Genomic DNA, 18,171 nt, shown 5'->3' on the forward strand with positions numbered 1-18,171 from the left:
GCCTCACCCAGCGCCCGCGTTTCGCCGAGCACAGCCGCGAGACCTTCGACGCTGCGTTGACCACCGCACGCACCATCGCCGAGAAATACTTCGCCCCGCACAACCGCAAGGCCGATGAAAACGAGCCGCGCTATGTGGATGGCTGCGCGCAACTGATCGACGAGGTCAAGCCCGCCGTCGATGCCTTTCTGCAGGCTGGGTTTCTCAATGCCAACCGCGACTTCGAGGTCGGCGGCATGCAGCTGCCAAGCCTGGTGTCGCAGGCGTGCTTCGCGCATTTCCAGGCCGCCAACGCCGGCACCACGGCCTACCCTTTCCTGACCATGGGCGCCGCCAACCTGATCGAGAGCTTCGGCACCGAGGAGCAGAAACGCCTGTACCTGCAACCGATGATCGACGGTCGCTACTTCGGCACCATGGCGCTGACCGAGCCCCATGCCGGCTCGTCGCTGGCCGACATCCGCACGCGCGCCGAGCCGGCCGGTGATGGCAGCTACCGGCTCAAGGGCAACAAGATCTTCATTTCCGGCGGCGACCACGAGCTGTCGGAGAACATCGTGCACATGGTGCTGGCCAAGCTGCCGGACGCCCCACCCGGCGTCAAGGGGATCTCCCTGTTCATCGTGCCCAAGTACCTGGTCGATGCCGATGGCGGCCGCGGGCCGCGCAACGATGTGCTATTGGCCGGCCTGTTCCACAAGATGGGCTGGCGCGGCACCACCTCGACGGCGCTGAACTTCGGCGACAACGGCCAGTGCATCGGCTATCTGGTCGGCCAGCCCCACCAGGGCCTGGCTTGCATGTTCCAGATGATGAACGAGGCGCGGATCGGGGTCGGCATGGGCGCGGTGATGCTCGGCTACGCCGGCTATCTCTATTCGCTGGAATACGCACGGCAACGCCCCCAGGGGCGCCTGGCGGACAACCGCGACCCGCACAGCGCCGCCGTGCCGATCATTGCCCACACCGATGTGAAACGCATGTTGCTCATGCAAAAGGCTTACGTCGAGGGCGCTTTCGACTTGGGCCTGTACGCGGCGCGATTGTTCGATGATACCCACACCGCCAGCGATCCGGCGGCGCGCGACCAGGCACAACAACTGCTCGATCTGCTGACGCCGATCGTCAAGTCCTGGCCGTCGGCGTATTGCCTGAAAGCCAACGAACTGGCCATACAGATTCTCGGCGGTCACGGCTATACCCGCGAGTACCCGGTGGAGCAGTACTACCGCGACAACCGTCTCAACCCCATTCACGAAGGCACCGAAGGCATCCAGTCGCTCGACTTGCTGGGGCGCAAGCTCGCGCAGAACAACGGCGCTGGCCTCAAGCAACTGCTGCGCTTGATCAGCGCAACGTGCGAGCGCGCCAGCCACCATGCGCAGCTCGACCCCCTGCGCGCCCCGCTGGAGCACGCGGTCAAGCGCCTGCAGGATGTCACCCTGGCCTTGCTCGGCGATATGGCGCAGGGCAAAGTCGCCGGCGCCCTGGCCAACTCAGCGCTCTATCTCAGGGTTTTCGGCCACTGCGTGATCGGCTGGCGCTGGCTCGAACAGGCCGTGCATGCCGAGCTCGGCGTGCTCAAAGGCGCTGCGGACGATCGCGACTTCTACCTCGGCAAGCTGCAAGCTGCGCGTTATTTCCTGACCTGGGAAGTACCGGGCTGCCATAATGACCTGGCCTTGCTGGAGGCGCGCGACGACACGTGCCTGGCCATGCAAGAGGGGTGGTTCTAGGGGAGCCACCGTGCCAATGGAGGCTTGTGCATGTTCGATTCAAGCGCCCTGCTGCGCCAGCGTTTCGCCGCGCTGCGCAGTACGGCCGATGTGTTTTCCCTGCGCCATGTAAAGCAGTCGCATCAGACCCTGTCGGTTCGCCGCAATGTTGCCGAGCCGCCTTTCTTCAGCCAGGACGAGGGCGCCATGCTCACCGCCCGGGTGGCCGGCGTGGAGGCCTATGCGGCCACCGCCGACCTGTCCCCGGCGGGGCTGCAACAGGCGCTGCAACAAGCCGAAGACCTCGCCCGGCACGTCGCCCGTCACAGCTTGCTGGACCTGCGTGAACAGCCGCTCACCGATGCCCGGCACGACCACGTCTCGCCCAACTTCGATCAGCCGTTGCCCAACCTGGCCGACTGCCTCGGGCTGCTCGCCGCCGAATCAGCCAGCGTGCCCAAGGACGATCGTCTGGTCGACTGGCAAGCCAGCCTCGGCGTGCTCACGCTTGAACAAACCTACCTCAACAGTGCCGGCGCCGAGCTGCGCCACGCCCAGCGTTTCGTCTTCCCCGGCCTGAGCGTGACCGCCAGCGACGGTCAGGACAGCCAGAGCCGTAGCCTGGGGCGGGAAAACTTCGGCCAGCAAGGCGGCTTCGAGGTCATCGAACGGTGTGGCCTGATAGGGGCGGCCAGGCGAGTCGCCGACCAGGCGTTGCAGTTGCTCCTGGCACCCAACACCCCCAGCGGCACGCGCGACCTGCTGCTGATGCCCGACCAGATGATGCTGCAGATCCATGAATCCATCGGTCACCCGTTGGAGATGGACCGCATCCTCGGGGATGAGCGCAACTACGCCGGCACCAGCTTCGTCAAGGCCAGCGACTTCGGCCACCTGCAATACGGCTCGCGCCTGCTCAACGTGACCTTCGACCCGACCATCGGCGAGGAACTGGCCAGCTACAGCTTCGACGACGACGGCACGCCCGCCAGCAAGCAGTTCCTGATCCGTGACGGCCTGCTGCTGCGCCCGCTTGGAGGCGCCCTGTCGCAGTTCCGCTCGGGCCTGGACGGGGTTGCCAACAGCCGTGCCTGCGGCTGGAATCGCGCGCCGATCGACCGCATGGCCAACCTCAACATCGAACCCGGCGATCACACGCTGGAACAGCTGATTGGCGGTATCGAGCGCGGGATCCTGATGCGCACCAACCGCTCCTGGTCCATCGACGATGCACGCAACAAGTTCCAGTTCGGTTGTGAATGGGGCCAGTTGATCGAAGACGGCGAGCTCAAAGGCGTGGTGAAAAATCCGAACTATCGCGGTATCTCGGCACAGTTCTGGCGCAATCTGGCGGCGGTCGGCGACCGCAGCACGTTCCAGGTGCTCGGTACGCCTAACTGCGGCAAGGGCGAACCCAACCAGGTAGTGCGGGTCGGGCATGCCTCGCCGGCCTGCGTGTTCCGCCAGATCGATGTTTTCGGAGGAGACGCCTGATGAAACACGCTTTCGACGCATTGCTGGCCGCTGTTGGCCAAGGCGTGCAGGACGGCGAGCAGTTCACCCTGGGCTACAGCGCCGAGCACTCGCAGTTCATCCGCTTCAACCATGCCAAGGTTCGCCAGGCCGGCGAAGTGCGCCAGGCAAGCGTGCACCTGCGATTGATCCGTGAGGCGCGCCAGGCCGAGCAGCAGGTGACCTTGAGTGGCGAGGCGCAAATCGACGCGCAACGCCTGAATGCCGCTCTCGAGCAGTTGCGCCAGACCCTGCCGCTGCTCGCCATCGACCCCTACCTGCGCGTGGACGACAGCGCCTGGCACAGCCTGAACCAGCAAGCCCAGCCGCTGCCTGCGCTGAGCGACGTGCTGGACCTGCTCGAGGGTGAGGCCGGTGACCTCGACTTGGTCGGTATCTACGCTGCAGGACCGATCTGCCGGGGTTTTGCCAGTTCGTTCGGCGCCTACGGGTGGCACCAGGCCAACAGTTTCAATTTCGACTGGAGCCTGTTTCACAGCAACGGCCAGGCGGTGAAGGCCAACTATGCCGGCCAACAGTGGGATGCCGAAGCGTTCCGCCAGCGCCTGCGTCAGGCCCGTCAGCAATTGGGTTTTCTGGGCCGCCCGGCGCTCACCCTCGCACCTGGCAGCTATCGCGCCTACCTGGCCCCGGCAGCGATGGACGAGATCGCCGGCATGCTCAGCTGGGGCGGCTTCTCGGCCCAGGCCTTGGCCACCGGCAACAGCGCGCTGCAACGCCTGTACAGCGGCGATGCCCAACTGCATCCGCTGGTGAGCTTCAGCGAGCACGTCAGTAGCTCGCTCAGCCCGGCCTTCTCCGACGAAGGTTCGCCACGTCTGGATGTGCCTTTGATCGAGCAGGGCAAGGCCCTGCAGCGTCTGGTCAGCGCACGCAGTGCGGCGGAATTCCAGTTGTTGGCCAACGGCGCCGACAGCTACGAGTCACCCTGCGCGCTGAGCCTGGCACCAGGCAGCCTGCCCAGCGAGCAGGTGCTGGAGCGACTGGGCACGGGCCTGTACATCAGCAACCTGTGGTACCTGAACTACTCCGACCTGCCCGCCGCCCGCATGACTGGGCTGACCCGCTTCGCCACCTTCTGGGTGGAGAACGGCCAGATCCAGGCTCCGGTCAGCACCATGCGCTTCGACGACAGCGTCTACAGCCTGCTCGGCAGCCAGTTGGAGGACCTGACCCGCGAGCGCGAGATGATCCTTTCGACCAGCACCTACGGGCAGCGCAGCACCGGGTCGAGTCATTTGCCGGGCGCACTGGTCAAAGGGCTTACCCTGACATTGTGATTGCAATCACCGGTCCTTTCGCGGCCAGACCCGCTCCCACGGCAACGATCTAGCAACTGCAGGTCATACAGATCGTGCGCGAGCGGGCTGGCCCGGACACAGGCCGGCACTGACGGAATAGCACGCCATGCCCGATCGAGCCCCGCTGGACCCCATCACCGCCCGTTGGCTGCCCTGGGTGGTCGCCATCGCCTTCTTCATGCAATCGCTGGACGGCACCATTCTCAATACCGCCCTGCCAGCCATGGCCCGTTCCCTGGCCGAGGACCCGCTGCGCATGCAAGGCGTGATCATCGCCTACATGCTCACTGTGGCGCTGCTGATACCCGCTTCGGGCTGGGTAGCCGACCGCTTCGGCACCAAGCGCATCTTCTTCAGTGCGATCCTGCTGTTCAGCTTCGGCTCGCTGCTGTGTGCCGCCGCCAACAGCCTGGGCTTTCTGATCTTTGCCCGCGTCGTGCAGGGGCTGGGTGGGGCGCTGATGTTGCCGGTGGGGCGTTTGGTGGTGCTGCGCGCCTACCCGCGCAGCGAGCTGGTGAGGATCATGAGTTTCATCACCATCCCCGGCCTGCTGGGCCCGCTGCTGGGCCCGACCTTGGGCGGCTGGCTGGTGGAAATCCTCAGCTGGCACTGGATCTTTCTGCTCAATCTGCCGGTCGGCGCGTTGGGTTGCTACGCCGTGTGGAAATTCATCCCCGACCTGCGCGGCGCCGAGCGCACCTCCTTCGATGGCCCGGGCTTTCTGCTGTTCGGCGCCGCCATGGTGCTGATTACCATCGCCATGGAGGGCCTGGGCGAGCTGCACCTGCCGCACCTGCGGGTGATGTTGCTGCTGTTCGCCGGCATGGCCTGCCTGGCCGCCTATTGGCTACGGGCCGGGCGCGACCCGGAGCCGCTGTTCTCGCCCAGCCTGTTTCGCGTACGGACCTTCGCCATCGGTATCCTTGGCAACCTGTTCTCGCGCCTGGGCAGTGGCGCCCTGCCGTTTCTGGTGCCATTGCTGTTGCAGGTCGCCCTGGGCTACTCGCCAGCCCAGGCCGGCATGAGCATGATTCCGCTGGCAGCCTCGGCGATGCTCGCCAAGTCCGTGGCCCGGCCGCTGATCGAGCGTCTTGGCTACCGCATCGTGCTGACCGGTAATACGCTGCTGCTGGGGATCCTCCTGGCCAGCCTGGGCCTGGTCGATGAACAGACGCCCTACGCCATGCTGCTGGTGCAGCTGGCGCTGCTCGGCGCGGTCAACTCGATGCAATTCACGGCCATGAACACGGTGACCCTGATCGACCTCGACGATGCCAGTGCCAGCAGCGGCAACAGCCTGTTGTCGGTGGTCGCGCAGCTGTCGCTGAGCCTGGGCGTGGCCTGCGCCGGTGCATTGCTCGGCGGCTTCACGGCGGCAGGCAGTGCCGATGGCGTGGAAACCACCCTGGGCGCGTTTCAGCTGACTTTCGTCACCATTGGCGTGATGGCCATGCTGGCCGCGGCGATCTTCCTGCAGCTCTCGCCAACGGACGGGAGGCGTGCCCGTCGTCCGGAACAGCACATGGAGTCTTAGGGGGAATGGCCACGAGGCTGGTAGACTGTGCGGCATTTTTCGCTTCGCACCGCAGGCCCGCCTCGTGACCACCGACACCACCGCCTTTGCCTCACTGCCGCTGTCTGCGGCCATGCTGGCCAACCTCGACGCCCTTGGCTACGCCTCGATGACCCCGATCCAGGCGCAGAGCCTGCCGGTGATCCTGCGCGGCCAGGACCTGATCGCCCAGGCCAAGACCGGCAGCGGCAAGACCGCTGCATTCGGCATCGGCTTGCTCAACCCGATCAACCCGCGCTACTTCGGCTGCCAGGCCCTGGTGCTGTGCCCGACTCGCGAGCTCGCCGACCAGGTGGCCAAGGAGCTGCGGCGCCTGGCCCGGGCCGAGGATAACATCAAGATCCTCACCCTCTGCGGCGGGGTGTCGCTGGGCCCACAGATCGCTTCTCTGGAGCACGGCGCGCACATCATCGTCGGCACCCCGGGGCGCATCCAGCAACACCTGGACAAAGGCACCCTGGTGCTCGACGGGTTGAACACCCTGGTCCTCGACGAAGCCGACCGCATGCTCGACATGGGCTTCTTCGACGCCATCGCCAGCATCATCGGCAAGACCCCATCGCGTCGCCAGACCCTGCTGTTCTCGGCCACCTACCCGGCCGGCATCGAGCAACTGGCCGCCGAGTTCATGCGCAAGCCCCAGCAGGTCAAGGTCGAGAGCCTGCACACCGACAACCAGATCGAACAGCGCTTCATCGAGATCGACCCGCAACAGCGCCTGGAGGCCGTGACCCGAGTGCTCGGCCACTATCGCCCGCAGTCGTGCGTGGCCTTCTGCTTCACCAAGCAGCAGTGCGAAGACGTGGTCGCTCACTTGACCGCCAAAGGCATCGTCGCCCAGGCCCTGCACGGTGACCTGGAACAGCGTGACCGCGATCAGGTGCTGACCATGTTCGCCAACCGCAGCAGTTCGGTGCTGGTGGCCACCGACGTGGCCGCGCGCGGCCTGGACATCGACGGCCTGGACATGGTCATCAACGTCGAACTGGCCCGCGATGCCGAGATTCACGTGCACCGTGTGGGCCGCACCGGCCGTGCTGGGGAAAAAGGCATCGCGATCAGCCTGGTCGCCCCGGCTGAAGGCCACCGCGCTCAGGCCATCGAAGACCTGCAGAAGCGCCCGCTGCGCTGGGACCTGCTCGACAGCCTGAAGCACAAGGGTGGCGAGCCGCTGCTGCCCGTGATGAGCACCTTGTGCATCGCCGCTGGGCGCAAGGACAAGCTGCGCCCGGGTGACATCCTCGGCGCCTTGACCGGCGATGCCGGCATTCCCGGCAAGCAGGTGGGCAAGATCGCCATCTTCGATTTCCAGGCCTTCGTCGCCGTGGAACGGGCCCTGGCCAAGCAGGCCATGCAGCGCCTGAACAGCGGCAAGATCAAGGGGCGCTCCCTGAAAGTCCGTATCGTTTGAATGTTCTCGGGGCCACTTGGCGGCCCTCTGGCGACACCAGGCCGTTCTGCGCTTCCATGCGGGAACGAGAACGCTTGGTGTCCTGAGGGCTGCAAAGCAGGCGCCGGCTATCTATGAGGTAACACCGTGCACTCCACCGACGTGATCATCCTCGGCGCTGGCGCCGCTGGCTTGATGTGCGCCCAGCTCAGCGCCCGCCGCGGCCGCCGGGTCCTGCTGCTCGACCACGCCAACAAGCCTGGCAAGAAGATCCTCATGTCGGGCGGCGGCCGCTGCAACTTCACCAACCTGTACACCGAGCCTGCCAATTTCCTCTCGCACAACGCGCATTTCTGCAAATCGGCGCTGGCCCGCTACACCCAGTGGGACTTCATCGAGCTGGTGTGCAAGCATGGCGTGCCGTATCACGAGAAGAAGCTCGGTCAGCTGTTCTGCGACAACAAGGCCAGCGACATTCTCGACATGCTGCTGGCCGAGTGCGCTGAAGCGGGCGCCGAGCTGCGCATGCACACCAGCATCGAGCAGATCGACAAAACCCAGGACGGCTACCTGTTGCACACCAGTGCTGGCCTGTTCGCCTGCCAGTCGCTGGTGATCGCCACCGGCGGCTTGTCGATTCCGACCCTGGGCGCCACCGGCTTCGGCTACCAGGTCGCGCGGCAATTTGGGCATAGCCTGCTGCCAACCCGCGCCGGCCTGGTGCCGTTCACCATTACCGAGCCGCAACTCAAGGCGATGTGCACCGAACTGTCCGGCACCTCGCTCGATTGCACGGCCACCTGCAATGGCACCAGCTTCCGCGAAAACCTGCTGTTCACCCACCGCGGCCTGAGCGGCCCGGCGATCTTGCAGATATCGTCGTTCTGGGAGGCCGGCGATATGGTCGAAATCAACTTGCTGCCGGACCGCGACGCCTTGACCTGGCTGCAACAGATGCAGGCCGAACGGGCCAATGCCGAACTCAAGACGGTGCTGGGCGAGGTGTTCACCCGCAAGCTGGCGAACCTGCTCGCCGAGCAGTGGTTCGAGTCGCGGCCGATGAAGCAGTACACCCCCGCGCAACTGGCGCAGATCGCCGCGCAACTGGCGAGCTGGCGCGTGGTGCCAGCGGGCACCGAGGGCTACCGCACTGCGGAAGTGACCCTGGGCGGCGTCGACACCCGCGAGGTGTCGTCCAAGACCATGGAATCGCTGAAAAGCCCCGGCCTGTATTTCATCGGCGAAGTGCTCGACGTCACCGGTCACCTGGGGGGGTTCAATTTCCAATGGGCCTGGGCATCGGCCAATGCCGCTGCGCAGTTCGTGTAGAGTAGAATCCATTCAGCAGCACGGAACGCTTCTTGCTGGACATGCTGCCATGCATTCATTCGATCACTGCCTAGCGGGCCATCATGTCATCGAGTTCGTTGCGTCAGTCACTGCGTCGCCTGTGGGGCCAGGACAAGTTCAGCTACAGCATCCGCGTCACCATCGCCCTCACCGGTAGCCTGGCCCTGTGCTGGTACCAGAACGAGATGGCGTTGTTGATTCCGCTGTTCCTCGGCATCATCGCCAGCGCCCTGGCGGAAACCGACGACAGCTGGCAAGGGCGCCTCAGCGCCTTGGGCGTAACACTGCCGTGCTTTGCCATTGCCGCACTGGCAGTTGAGCTGCTGTTCCCCTACCCGTGGATTTTCGTCATCGCCCTGGCATTGGCGGCGTTCGCCCTGACCATGCTGGGCGCACTCGGCGAACGCTACGGTGCAATCGCCTCGGCCACCCTGATCACGGCGGTCTACACCATGATTGGCGTGGACCAACGGGGCGGTCAGGTCAGTGATTTCTGGCACGAGCCCATGCTGCTGGTGGCAGGCGCAGCCTGGTACGGGCTGCTCTCGGTGCTGTGGCAAGCGTTGTTTTCCAACCAACCGGTGCAACAGAGCCTGGCCAAGCTGTTCTTCGAGCTGGGCAGCTACCTCAAGCTCAAGGCCAGCCTGTTCGAGCCTATTCGCAACCTCGACGTCGAAGCCCAGCGCCTGGAACTGGCGCGGCAGAACGGCAAAGTGGTCGCAGCGCTCAACGCCGCCAAGGAGATCATCTTGCACCGGGTGGGCAACAGCCAGCCGAACTCGAAGGTCAGTCGCTACCTGAAGCTGTACTTCCTGGCCCAGGACATCCACGAACGGGTCAGCGCCTCGCACTACCCGTACAACGCATTGACCGAGGCGTTCTTCCACAGTGACGTGATGTTCCGCTGCCAGCGGCTGCTGCGCAAACAGGGCGCTTCGTGCCAGGAGCTGGCGCGCACGATCCGTCTGCGCCAGCCGTTCGTGCTGGCCAGCGGTTTCGCCGAGGCGCTGGAAGACCTCAATGCCTCGCTGGAGCATCTGCGCACCCAGAACAACCCGGCCTGGCGCAGCCTGTTACGCTCGCTGCGGGCCCTGGCCGCCAACCTGGCCACCCTTGATCGCCTGCTCGGTGCTGCCAGCAACCCCGACAGCCTCGCCGATGCCAGCGACAGCAGCCTGCTGGACCGCTCGCCGCGCACGCTCAAGGATGTCTGGACCCGGCTGCGCACTCAGCTGACCCCAACCTCGCTGCTGTTCCGCCATGCCCTGCGCCTGCCCCTGGCGCTGGCGATCGGCTACGGCATGGTGCACCTGATTCACCCGACCCAGGGCTACTGGATCATCCTCACCACACTGTTCGTTTGCCAGCCCAACTACGGTGCGACGCGGCGCAAACTGGTGCAGCGTATCTTCGGTACGGCGATAGGCCTGACGGTGGGTTGGGTGCTGTTCGACCTGTTCCCCAGCCAGGTGGTGCAGTCGTTGTTCGCCGTGGCCGCCGGGGTGGTGTTCTTCGTCAACCGCACCACCCGCTACACCTTGGCCACGGCGGCGATCACGCTGATGGTGCTGTTCTGCTTCAACCAGATCGGCGACGGTTACGGGCTGTTCCTGCCGCGCCTGTTCGATACGCTGGTCGGCAGCCTGATCGCCATTCTCGCAGTGTTCCTGTTCCTGCCTGACTGGCAGGGCCGACGCCTGAACAAGGCGCTGGCCAATACCCTGACCTGCGCCAGCGAGTACCTGCGCCAGATCATGCAGCAGTACGCCTATGGCAAGCGTGACGACCTGGCTTATCGCCTGGCCCGGCGCAATGCCCACAACGCCGACGCGGCGCTGTCGACGACCTTGGCCAACATGCTCATGGAACCCGGGCATTTCCGCAAAGAGGCCGATGTCGGTTTTCGCTTCCTGGTGCTCTCGCATACCTTGCTCAGCTATCTGTCGGGCCTGGGCGCGCACCGCGATACCGCGCTGCCGGCCCAGGTGCAGGAACAGCTGATCGACGGCGCCGGGCAAAGCCTGGCGAAAAGCCTCGACGAGATTGCCAATGGCCTGGCGGCGCGCTTGCCGGTGGCGATTCACAGTGACGAGGAAGAGGCTCTGGCCAGCGCGTTGGAGCAGATGCCTGAAGAGCTGGACGAACACCAACGGCTGGTGCAGACCCAACTGGCGCTGATCTGCCGGCAGTTGGCGCCCTTGCGCACCCTTGCTGCGCACTTGATCAAGCAAGCGCCGGCCAGCTGACCCTGGCCTTGGCGCTGGCGCTCAAAAGCCATGCTGGCGCAACAGACGCGCGTAGCTGCCGTCGGCTTTCATGCTCGCCAGCGCTTGCTCGAAGCGCTGGATGATCTGCGCATGGTGAGGGTGCTTGAGGCTGACCAGGATGTGCAGGCTGTTTTCTGCCAGGGCCGGCTCCACCAGCACCACGGCATCGCGCACATGCTGGGGCTCGCGCTGCAGGTTGTAGCGCGCCACGTACTCATCCTCGACCGCCAGGTTCACGCGCCCTGCCGCGAGCATGCGTACGGCCGAGGAGAAATTGCGCACCGCCACCTTGTGCAGGCGAGTGTCGCCATCGAACTGCGCGGAATAGGCATAATCTCGGACCACGGCGATGCTGTACGGGTAGAGGTCGGCTTGCTCTCGATAACGCAGGGCCTCGCCCTTGCGTTGCAGCAAGCGAATGCGATTGGTCAGGTAAGCTTCGGAAAACTGCCCCAGCTGCGCCCGCGCGTCGGTGTACCAGGCATTGATCAGCACGTCATAGCGTCCCTCGCCTATGCCGAGCAAGGCACGCGCCCAGGGGACTTCCTCGTAGGCGCTGGTGTAGCCTGCGCGGCTCAGTGCCGTGGTCACCAGGCTCGTAGCCAGGCCACCGCCGGGCATGGAGCGGTCGCTGAACGGCGGCCAGCTGTCGGCAACCAGGCGCAGCCTCTCAAGGCCGATAGCCGGTGTCGCCAACAGCAGAATCGACAAACCCAACGCACAAAGCAGTGGCCGCATGCAGAAGTCCTTTCGCAGTAGGAGGCACACGCTGGAGCAGGTGAACGCCGGTCAGATTACACAAAGCCATGGCGTCAGGCAGCGGCCAATACTGTCATTTAGCCTCTAAATCGGCCGAATCTGCCGACCGGCTGTCGATCAGTGCTCGCCCGCTGGCGGATATCCCAATACCGCTCTGACCGCCTGCAGGTGGTGGGCGATCCATTGCTTGTCGATCGCTCCCCAGTCACGAATTCGGTAGTGACCGGCATGATTGCGCGCGCCTTCCTGTTGCTCGAACTCGCAGACGATGTCCAGGTCCGCGAGGGCGGCCAGCGTGTCCTGGGCAGTACGCCGAGGCATGCCGGTGGCCGCCATCAGCGCTGGCACACTGGTGGCGGTCTGGCTGTCGATCAGCCAGGCGACGTAGAGACGGCGGTAGAAACTGCTCTTGGTCTTGCTCACATCCATGCTGCGTGGTCCTTACAAAGTGCCCGGCAACTCCCGGTAGGTGAGGTAGACGCGCAGGTCGAATTCCAGTTGATGGTACGCCGGCTCCATGTGTTGGCAGAGCTGGTAGAACGCTTTGCTGTGATCACGCTCGCGCAGGTGCGCCAGCTCGTGCACGACGATCATGCGCAGAAATTCCGGCGCCGCCTCTTTGAACAGCGAAGCGATGCGGATTTCCTTCTTGGCCTTGAGCTTGCCGCCCTGCACCCGCGACACCGCCGTGTTGAGGCCCAGGGCACGATGGGTCAGGTCCAGGCGGTTGTCGAACAGCACCTTGTCCAGGCCCGGCGCGCTGCGCAGGTACTGCTGGCGCAGCGCCTGGGCGTAGCCATACAGCGCCTTGTCGCTCTGCACGTCATGGCGGTCAGGGTAACGGCGCTGCAGGTAAGCACCCAGGCGGTCGCTGGCGATCAACTGACGCACCTGCTCTTGCAGGTGCGGCGGGTAGGCTTGCAGATAACGGAGTTCGGTCATGGCCTGGCAGTCGGTGTCACGAATGCCGATTCTAGCCAATCAGACAGGTGGCCAGGGAAATTTCGCCGCAAAGCCGCTGGCATCGGCCGGCGTCATCGGGTGCGCCACCAGGAACCCTTGGACATAGGCGCAACCACTGGCCTGCAACCAGGCCGCCTGGGCCTGGGTCTCGACGCCTTCGGCAATCACCGTGATCCGGTAATCGGCGCACAGGCCGATGACGCTGCGCACCAGCGCGGCATCGGCGGCTGAATCTGGCAGGCGCGCGACCAGATGCCGATCGAGCTTCAAGGTGTCGATGGGCAGGTCACGCAACATGCGCAGCGAGCAATCACCGGCACCGAAGTCATCCAACGCCACCCGCACGCCCAGCTCGCGCAGGCGATGGACCTGTTTGACCGCAGCGTCGATGTTGTACATCAGCGAGGTCTCGGCGACCTCGACTTCCAACTGCGCAGGATCAAGCTGGTAGTCGTGAATCACCCGTTGCAGTTCATCGACCAGGCTGGGCATGGAGAACTGGGCGCGGCTCAGGCTGATGCCCAGGATCAGGTCGGGGTCAAAGCGCTGGCACCAGGCCTGGCGCTGGGCGGCACCTTGGCGGTAGATCCAGCTGGCCAGGCGGTTGATCAGACGCGCCTCCTCGAGCAGCGGGATGAACAGCCCCGGCGGCACATCGCCAACGCTTGGGTGCTGCCAGCGCAGCAAGGCCTCGAAACCGCGCAGTTTACCGTCGGCGAAGGCCACCTGAGGCTGGTAGACCAGGCTGAAGTCCTGTTCCTCGATGGCGTTGCGCACGCTGTCTTCGAGCATCAGCCGCGAGCGCGCACGGCCATTGAGTTCCTGATCGTAGAAGCGGTATTGCTGGCGGCCGGCTTGCTTGGCCGCGTACATTGCCGTGTCAGCTGCACGCAACAAACCCTCGACGTTGCCCCCGCAATCGGGGAACGTCGCAATGCCAATGCTCACGCCAAGGCACACGTCGAGGCCGTCGACTTGCTGCTGGATCGACACCCGTTCGAGCAGCTTCTCGGCGTAGCGCCCAGCCTGCTCAGGATAGGGCAGGCCGTCGAACAGCGCGGTGAATTCGTCGCCGCCCATGCGTGCCAGCAGCGCCTCGCTGCCCAGGCAGTCCTTGATCTGATCGGCCACCCAGCGCAATACCCGGTCACCGGCCTCATGCCCGAGCGAATCGTTGATCCGCTTGAAACCATCGAGGTCCATGTACATCAGCGCCTGGGCTTTGTGCGCACGTTCACCGCGCAGCAACACGCCTTCGGCCGCCTGGTAGAAGCCGCGACGATTGAGCAGGCCGGTCAAGGGGTCGGTGACCGCCTGATACTCGAGCTGCTGGTGCAGGTTGCGCTCCACCGACATGTCCAGCACGGTCACGACCATCGCCTGTTGCTCGGCCGGCAAAGGCGCGCAGGACAATGTGATCGGTATCAGTTGCCCGCCAGGCACACGTAAGTGGGCGTCGTGCACGCGCAAAATCTGCCGGGCGAGGTAAGCGTGCTGGAACTGCGACTCAGCCCATAGGGTAGGACTGGCCAGTTGCAACAGATCCAGCAAGTGTGCGCCTTGCAGCGGCTCGACCGGGGTTTGCAGCAACCGCGAGATGGCGGGATTGGCGTACGTGATCGCACCGCCGGCATTGACCACCAGAATGCCTTCGGCGGCATTTTCCAGGATCGAGGCATTGAACGCCCGGGCGGTTTCCAGCTCGCGGGTCAACCGCTGCAGCATGCGCCGATTACGCTGTTGATCCAGTTGCGCCTGCACCTTGGGCTTGAGGATCTGCGGATCGAAGGGCTTGAACAGGTAATCCACCGCCCCGCTGGCGTAGCCCTTGAGCACGGCGGCATCGGATTGTTCGTTGGCGGTCAGGAAGATGATCGGCGTCAACCGAGTACGCTGGCTGCCACGCATCAGCCGGGCTACCTCGAAGCCGTCCATCTCGGGCATCTGCACATCGAGCAGGACCAGGTCGACATCGTGTTCGAGCAGCGTGCCAAGCGCCTGGGTGCCTGAACTTGCCGTCAGCACTTGCCAATCGGTATGCGCGAGTAGCGCTCGCATGCTGATGAGGTTTTCCGGGTAATCGTCCACCACCAGGAGAACCGATTTGCCATCCTGTGACTGGGGGTAAGCGCCATCCATGCTGCTTCTCTTAGTTGACCGACTCGACCACTTTGGATCCGATTAATACTCTAGACGCGTGGTTGCGACAATCAACGCAGTCACATGGCTATCAGGTAATTAGTCTCAAGGTAGCCGACTAACGGCGGCCTTGCAGCATTTCGGTGGTTAAAAAAAACCCGCGTCGCCGCGGGTTTTCTTTCGATCGACAGCTGATCAGTTGACCTTGGCAGCCAGCTCGCCTTTCAGGTAACGCTGGTACATGCCTTCCAGGGAGATCGGCTTGATCTTCGAGGCGTTGCCGGCGGTGCCGAATGCTTCGTAGCGCGCGATGCACACGTCACGCATGGCCTTGACGGTTTCACCGAAGAACTTGCGCGGGTCGAACTCGCTCGGGTTCTGCGCCATCAGGCGACGCATGGCACCGGTCGAGGCCAGGCGCAGGTCGGTGTCGATGTTGACCTTGCGCACGCCGTGCTTGATGCCTTCGACGATCTCTTCGACCGGTACGCCGTAGGTTTCTTTGATGTCGCCACCGTACTGGTTGATGATCGCCAGCCATTCCTGTGGCACCGACGAAGAACCGTGCATCACCAGGTGGGTGTTGGGAATGCGCTTGTGGATTTCCTTGATGCGGTCGATCGCCAGGACGTCGCCGGTTGGCGGCTTGGTGAACTTGTAGGCACCGTGGCTGGTGCCGATGGCGATGGCCAGGGCATCGACCTGGGTCTTCTTGACGAAGTCAGCGGCCTCTTCCGGGTCGGTCAGCATCTGGCTGTGGTCCAGCACGCCTTCGGCGCCGATACCGTCTTCTTCACCGGCCATGCCCGTTTCCAGCGAACCCAGGCAGCCCAGCTCGCCTTCCACCGATACACCACAGGCGTGGGCCATGGCCACGGTTTGCTGGGTGACGCGTACGTTGTACTCGTAGTCGGTCGGGGTCTTGCCGTCTTCGCCCAGCGAGCCGTCCATCATCACCGAGCTGAAGCCCAGCTGGATCGAGCGCTGGCACACGTCAGGGCTGGTGCCGTGGTCCTGGTGCATGCACACCGGGATGTGCGGGAATTCTTCGATGGCGGCGAGAATCAGGTGGCGCAGGAACGGCGCACCGGCGTATTTGCGCGCGCCGGCCGAAGCTTGCACGATCACCGGCGAGTCGGTCTTGTCGGCCGCTTCCATGATGGCGCGCATCTGCTCGAGGTTGTTGACGTTGAAAGCCGGAACGCCGTAACCGAACTCGGCGGCGTGGTCCAGCATCTGGCGCATGCTAATGAGTGCCATTGTGTATCTCTCTCCCGACAAGCGTCGTTTGTTTCGTGCAAGCCTGCCGCAGGGGCGGTTGCTGTTCAAGTTGTGTGGGCCGCCACAGCGGCCCGGCCCGTCACGGTGCCTTGCAGCCCCGCCCTATCAGATCGTTGGTTGCCACCCAGTACACCAGGCCCTCTTCACCCTTGGTGTGGAAGGCCAGCACGCCATCGCTGTACAGCGCGCCAGAAGCACCCGGCTCGGACTTGAGTCGGTAGACCTGGTCACCGCCACCGAGGCGGACATCGACCTGGTCTTGCTCGGCGTCGGCGAAGCGCCACAGCACTTCGGTCTGGCTATCGCAGACCCAGCGCGTCCAGTTGTCCGCTACGGCGGCAGGTGCAGGCTGCAGCAGCGAGCAGCCTGCCAGTGTCGCCAAGGCCATGACGGCCAACAGCGCTTTCATCGAATATCCTCTACATGACCACAACGCAGCCACTTGGTTGCCTGGGCCGACGAAGCGCCAGGCGCTCGTCGCATCAGGGGCAACCGGGTGCCTTGCGCTGGTGTTCGTCGTCGTATTTTTCCAGCCCTTCAGGCCCGACGCGCTTGTTGATGACCGGCACGGTCTCGGCCTGCCACTCGGACTGATAGCAGCCACCCTTGGGCGGCTGCGGCGATTCTGCGTCGGCTGACGGACCGCTGGAGCAGGCGCCCAGCAGCACGGCCAGGATCATCACAGGCAATTGCTTGACCATCAGGTCGCTCCCTTTGCCAGGCGCCGCCACTGTCAGGCCTTGGCCCGCTCTTCCAGGATCGCCACCGCTGGCAGCACTTTACCTTCGACGAATTCGAGGAAGGCGCCACCGCCGGTAGAAATGTAGGAGATATCTTTGCCAACGCCATATTTGTCGATGGCGGCCAGGGTGTCGCCGCCTCCTGCAATCGAGAACGCAGCGCTGTCGGCGATGGCCTTGGCCAGCACCTGGGTACCGTTGCCGAACTGATCGAATTCGAATACTCCTACCGGACCGTTCCACAGGATGGTCTTCGACGACTTCAGCAACTCGGCGAAGTTGGCTGCAGTCTGTGGCCCGATGTCGAGGATCATGTCATCGGCGGCGACGTCGGCAATGGCCTTGACGGTCGCTTCGGCATCTTCGGCAAAGGCCTTGGCCACGACCACGTCGACTGGCAGCGGCACGCTGACCTTGGCGGCGATGGCCTTGGCGGTATCCACCAGGTCAGCCTCGTACAGCGACTTGCCCACCGGATGCCCGGCCGCGGCAAGGAAGGTGTTGGCGATGCCGCCACCGACGATCAGTTGGTCGCACACACCGCTCAGGCTGTTCAGCACATCGAGCTTGGTCGATACCTTGGAGCCAGCGACGATGGCCGCCATGGGTTTGGCCGGGGCTTTCAAGGCCTTGCCCAGCGCGTCCAGCTCGGCCGCCAGCAGTGGGCCAGCCGCAGCGACCTTGGCAAACTTGGCTACACCGTGGGTCGAGCCTTCGGCGCGGTGGGCGGTGCCGAAGGCGTCCATGACGAACACGTCGCACAGGGCGGCGTACTTCTGCGCCAACTCATCGGCGTTCTTTTTCTCACCCTTGTTGAATCGCACGTTCTCGAACAACACCACGTCACCGGCCTTGACCTCGACACCGTCGAGGTAGTCGGCTACCAGCGGCACGTCGCGGCCCAGGGCCTTGCTCAGGTAGTCGGCAACCGGCTTGAGGCTGTTTTCGGCAGAAAACTCACCTTCGGTCGGGCGACCCAGGTGCGAGCAGACCATCACCGCCGCGCCTTTTTCCAAGGCCAGCTTGATGGTCGGCAGCGCTGCCAGGATACGCGCATCGCTGGTGACCACAGCGTCCTTCACAGGCACGTTGAGGTCTTCGCGAATCAGTACGCGCTTACCTTGCAGGTCGAGGTCGGTCATCTTCAACACGGTCATGAA

15 protein-coding genes are annotated in these 18,171 nt (G+C 64.3%); 7 read left to right on the forward strand and 8 right to left on the reverse strand.

What is annotated here, in order from left to right; translation table 11 throughout:
* From ACLEJW_RS22035 to yccS, 7 genes are all read left to right on the forward strand, one after another.
* Window positions 1-1,736: acyl-CoA dehydrogenase (locus tag ACLEJW_RS22035; RefSeq protein ID WP_440778260.1), on the forward strand; the 1,736-nt coding region annotated here is incomplete at its 5' end.
* 30 nt (window positions 1,737-1,766) lie between these two features.
* Window positions 1,767-3,209, forward strand: a complete 1,443-nt coding sequence (locus ACLEJW_RS22040) for a TldD/PmbA family protein (protein WP_440778261.1) — start codon at window positions 1,767-1,769, stop codon at window positions 3,207-3,209.
* Window positions 3,209-4,528, forward strand: a complete 1,320-nt coding sequence (locus tag ACLEJW_RS22045; RefSeq protein ID WP_440778262.1) for a TldD/PmbA family protein — start codon at window positions 3,209-3,211, stop codon at window positions 4,526-4,528. The genes ACLEJW_RS22040 and ACLEJW_RS22045 overlap by 1 nt, the downstream gene beginning before the upstream one ends.
* Window positions 4,529-4,655: 127 nt before the next feature.
* Complete coding sequence (mdtD, locus tag ACLEJW_RS22050; protein ID WP_145189825.1) at window positions 4,656-6,083, forward strand: multidrug transporter subunit MdtD; 1,428 nt, start codon at window positions 4,656-4,658, stop codon at window positions 6,081-6,083.
* 112 nt (window positions 6,084-6,195) lie between these two features.
* Window positions 6,196-7,533: an ATP-dependent RNA helicase DbpA gene (gene dbpA / locus ACLEJW_RS22055; protein ID WP_256675103.1), complete on the forward strand. Its 1,338-nt coding sequence runs from the start codon at window positions 6,196-6,198 to the stop codon at window positions 7,531-7,533.
* 126 nt (window positions 7,534-7,659) lie between these two features.
* Window positions 7,660-8,841 (forward strand): NAD(P)/FAD-dependent oxidoreductase, encoded by a 1,182-nt coding sequence (locus ACLEJW_RS22060; RefSeq protein WP_440778263.1) that lies wholly within the window; start codon window positions 7,660-7,662, stop codon window positions 8,839-8,841.
* An 83-nt stretch (window positions 8,842-8,924) separates the two neighbouring features.
* On the forward strand, window positions 8,925-11,108 hold the full coding sequence (yccS, locus tag ACLEJW_RS22065; protein WP_313645766.1) for a YccS family putative transporter: 2,184 nt from the start codon (window positions 8,925-8,927) through the stop codon (window positions 11,106-11,108).
* 21 nt (window positions 11,109-11,129) lie between these two features.
* On the opposite strand, the gene ACLEJW_RS22070 is transcribed toward yccS, so the two are convergent.
* The 8 genes from ACLEJW_RS22070 to ACLEJW_RS22105 form a co-directional block, all read right to left on the reverse strand.
* Window positions 11,130-11,867, reverse strand: coding sequence for a substrate-binding periplasmic protein (locus ACLEJW_RS22070; RefSeq protein ID WP_313302010.1), 738 nt, complete (start codon window positions 11,865-11,867; stop codon window positions 11,130-11,132).
* A gap of 138 nt (window positions 11,868-12,005) precedes the next feature.
* Complete coding sequence (locus tag ACLEJW_RS22075; RefSeq protein ID WP_145189811.1) at window positions 12,006-12,317, reverse strand: winged helix-turn-helix domain-containing protein; 312 nt, start codon at window positions 12,315-12,317, stop codon at window positions 12,006-12,008.
* A 12-nt stretch (window positions 12,318-12,329) separates the two neighbouring features.
* The gene (locus ACLEJW_RS22080) at window positions 12,330-12,830 is read right to left on the reverse strand and encodes a M48 metallopeptidase family protein (RefSeq protein ID WP_145189808.1); all 501 of its coding nucleotides are present in this window, start codon (window positions 12,828-12,830) and stop codon (window positions 12,330-12,332) included.
* Between the two features lie 39 nt (window positions 12,831-12,869).
* Window positions 12,870-14,990 (reverse strand): putative bifunctional diguanylate cyclase/phosphodiesterase, encoded by a 2,121-nt coding sequence (locus ACLEJW_RS22085; RefSeq protein WP_440778264.1) that lies wholly within the window; start codon window positions 14,988-14,990, stop codon window positions 12,870-12,872.
* Between the two features lie 195 nt (window positions 14,991-15,185).
* A complete protein-coding gene (gene fba, locus ACLEJW_RS22090) occupies window positions 15,186-16,250 on the reverse strand; it encodes a class II fructose-bisphosphate aldolase (RefSeq protein ID WP_016501943.1) in 1,065 nt (354 codons plus the stop codon).
* Window positions 16,251-16,350: 100 nt separating this feature from the next.
* Window positions 16,351-16,680, reverse strand: a complete 330-nt coding sequence (locus ACLEJW_RS22095; RefSeq protein WP_313301969.1) for an MliC family protein — start codon at window positions 16,678-16,680, stop codon at window positions 16,351-16,353.
* Window positions 16,681-16,753: 73 nt separating this feature from the next.
* Window positions 16,754-16,972, reverse strand: coding sequence for a hypothetical protein (locus ACLEJW_RS22100; protein WP_145189797.1), 219 nt, complete (start codon window positions 16,970-16,972; stop codon window positions 16,754-16,756).
* Window positions 16,973-17,004: 32 nt separating this feature from the next.
* A complete protein-coding gene (locus ACLEJW_RS22105; RefSeq protein WP_145189794.1) occupies window positions 17,005-18,168 on the reverse strand; it encodes a phosphoglycerate kinase in 1,164 nt (387 codons plus the stop codon).
* Window positions 18,169-18,171: the final 3 nt, after the last annotated feature.

It is taken from the genome of Pseudomonas sp. SMSB3 (assembly GCF_052041965.1).
Classification (GTDB): Bacteria; Pseudomonadota; Gammaproteobacteria; order Pseudomonadales; family Pseudomonadaceae; genus Aquipseudomonas.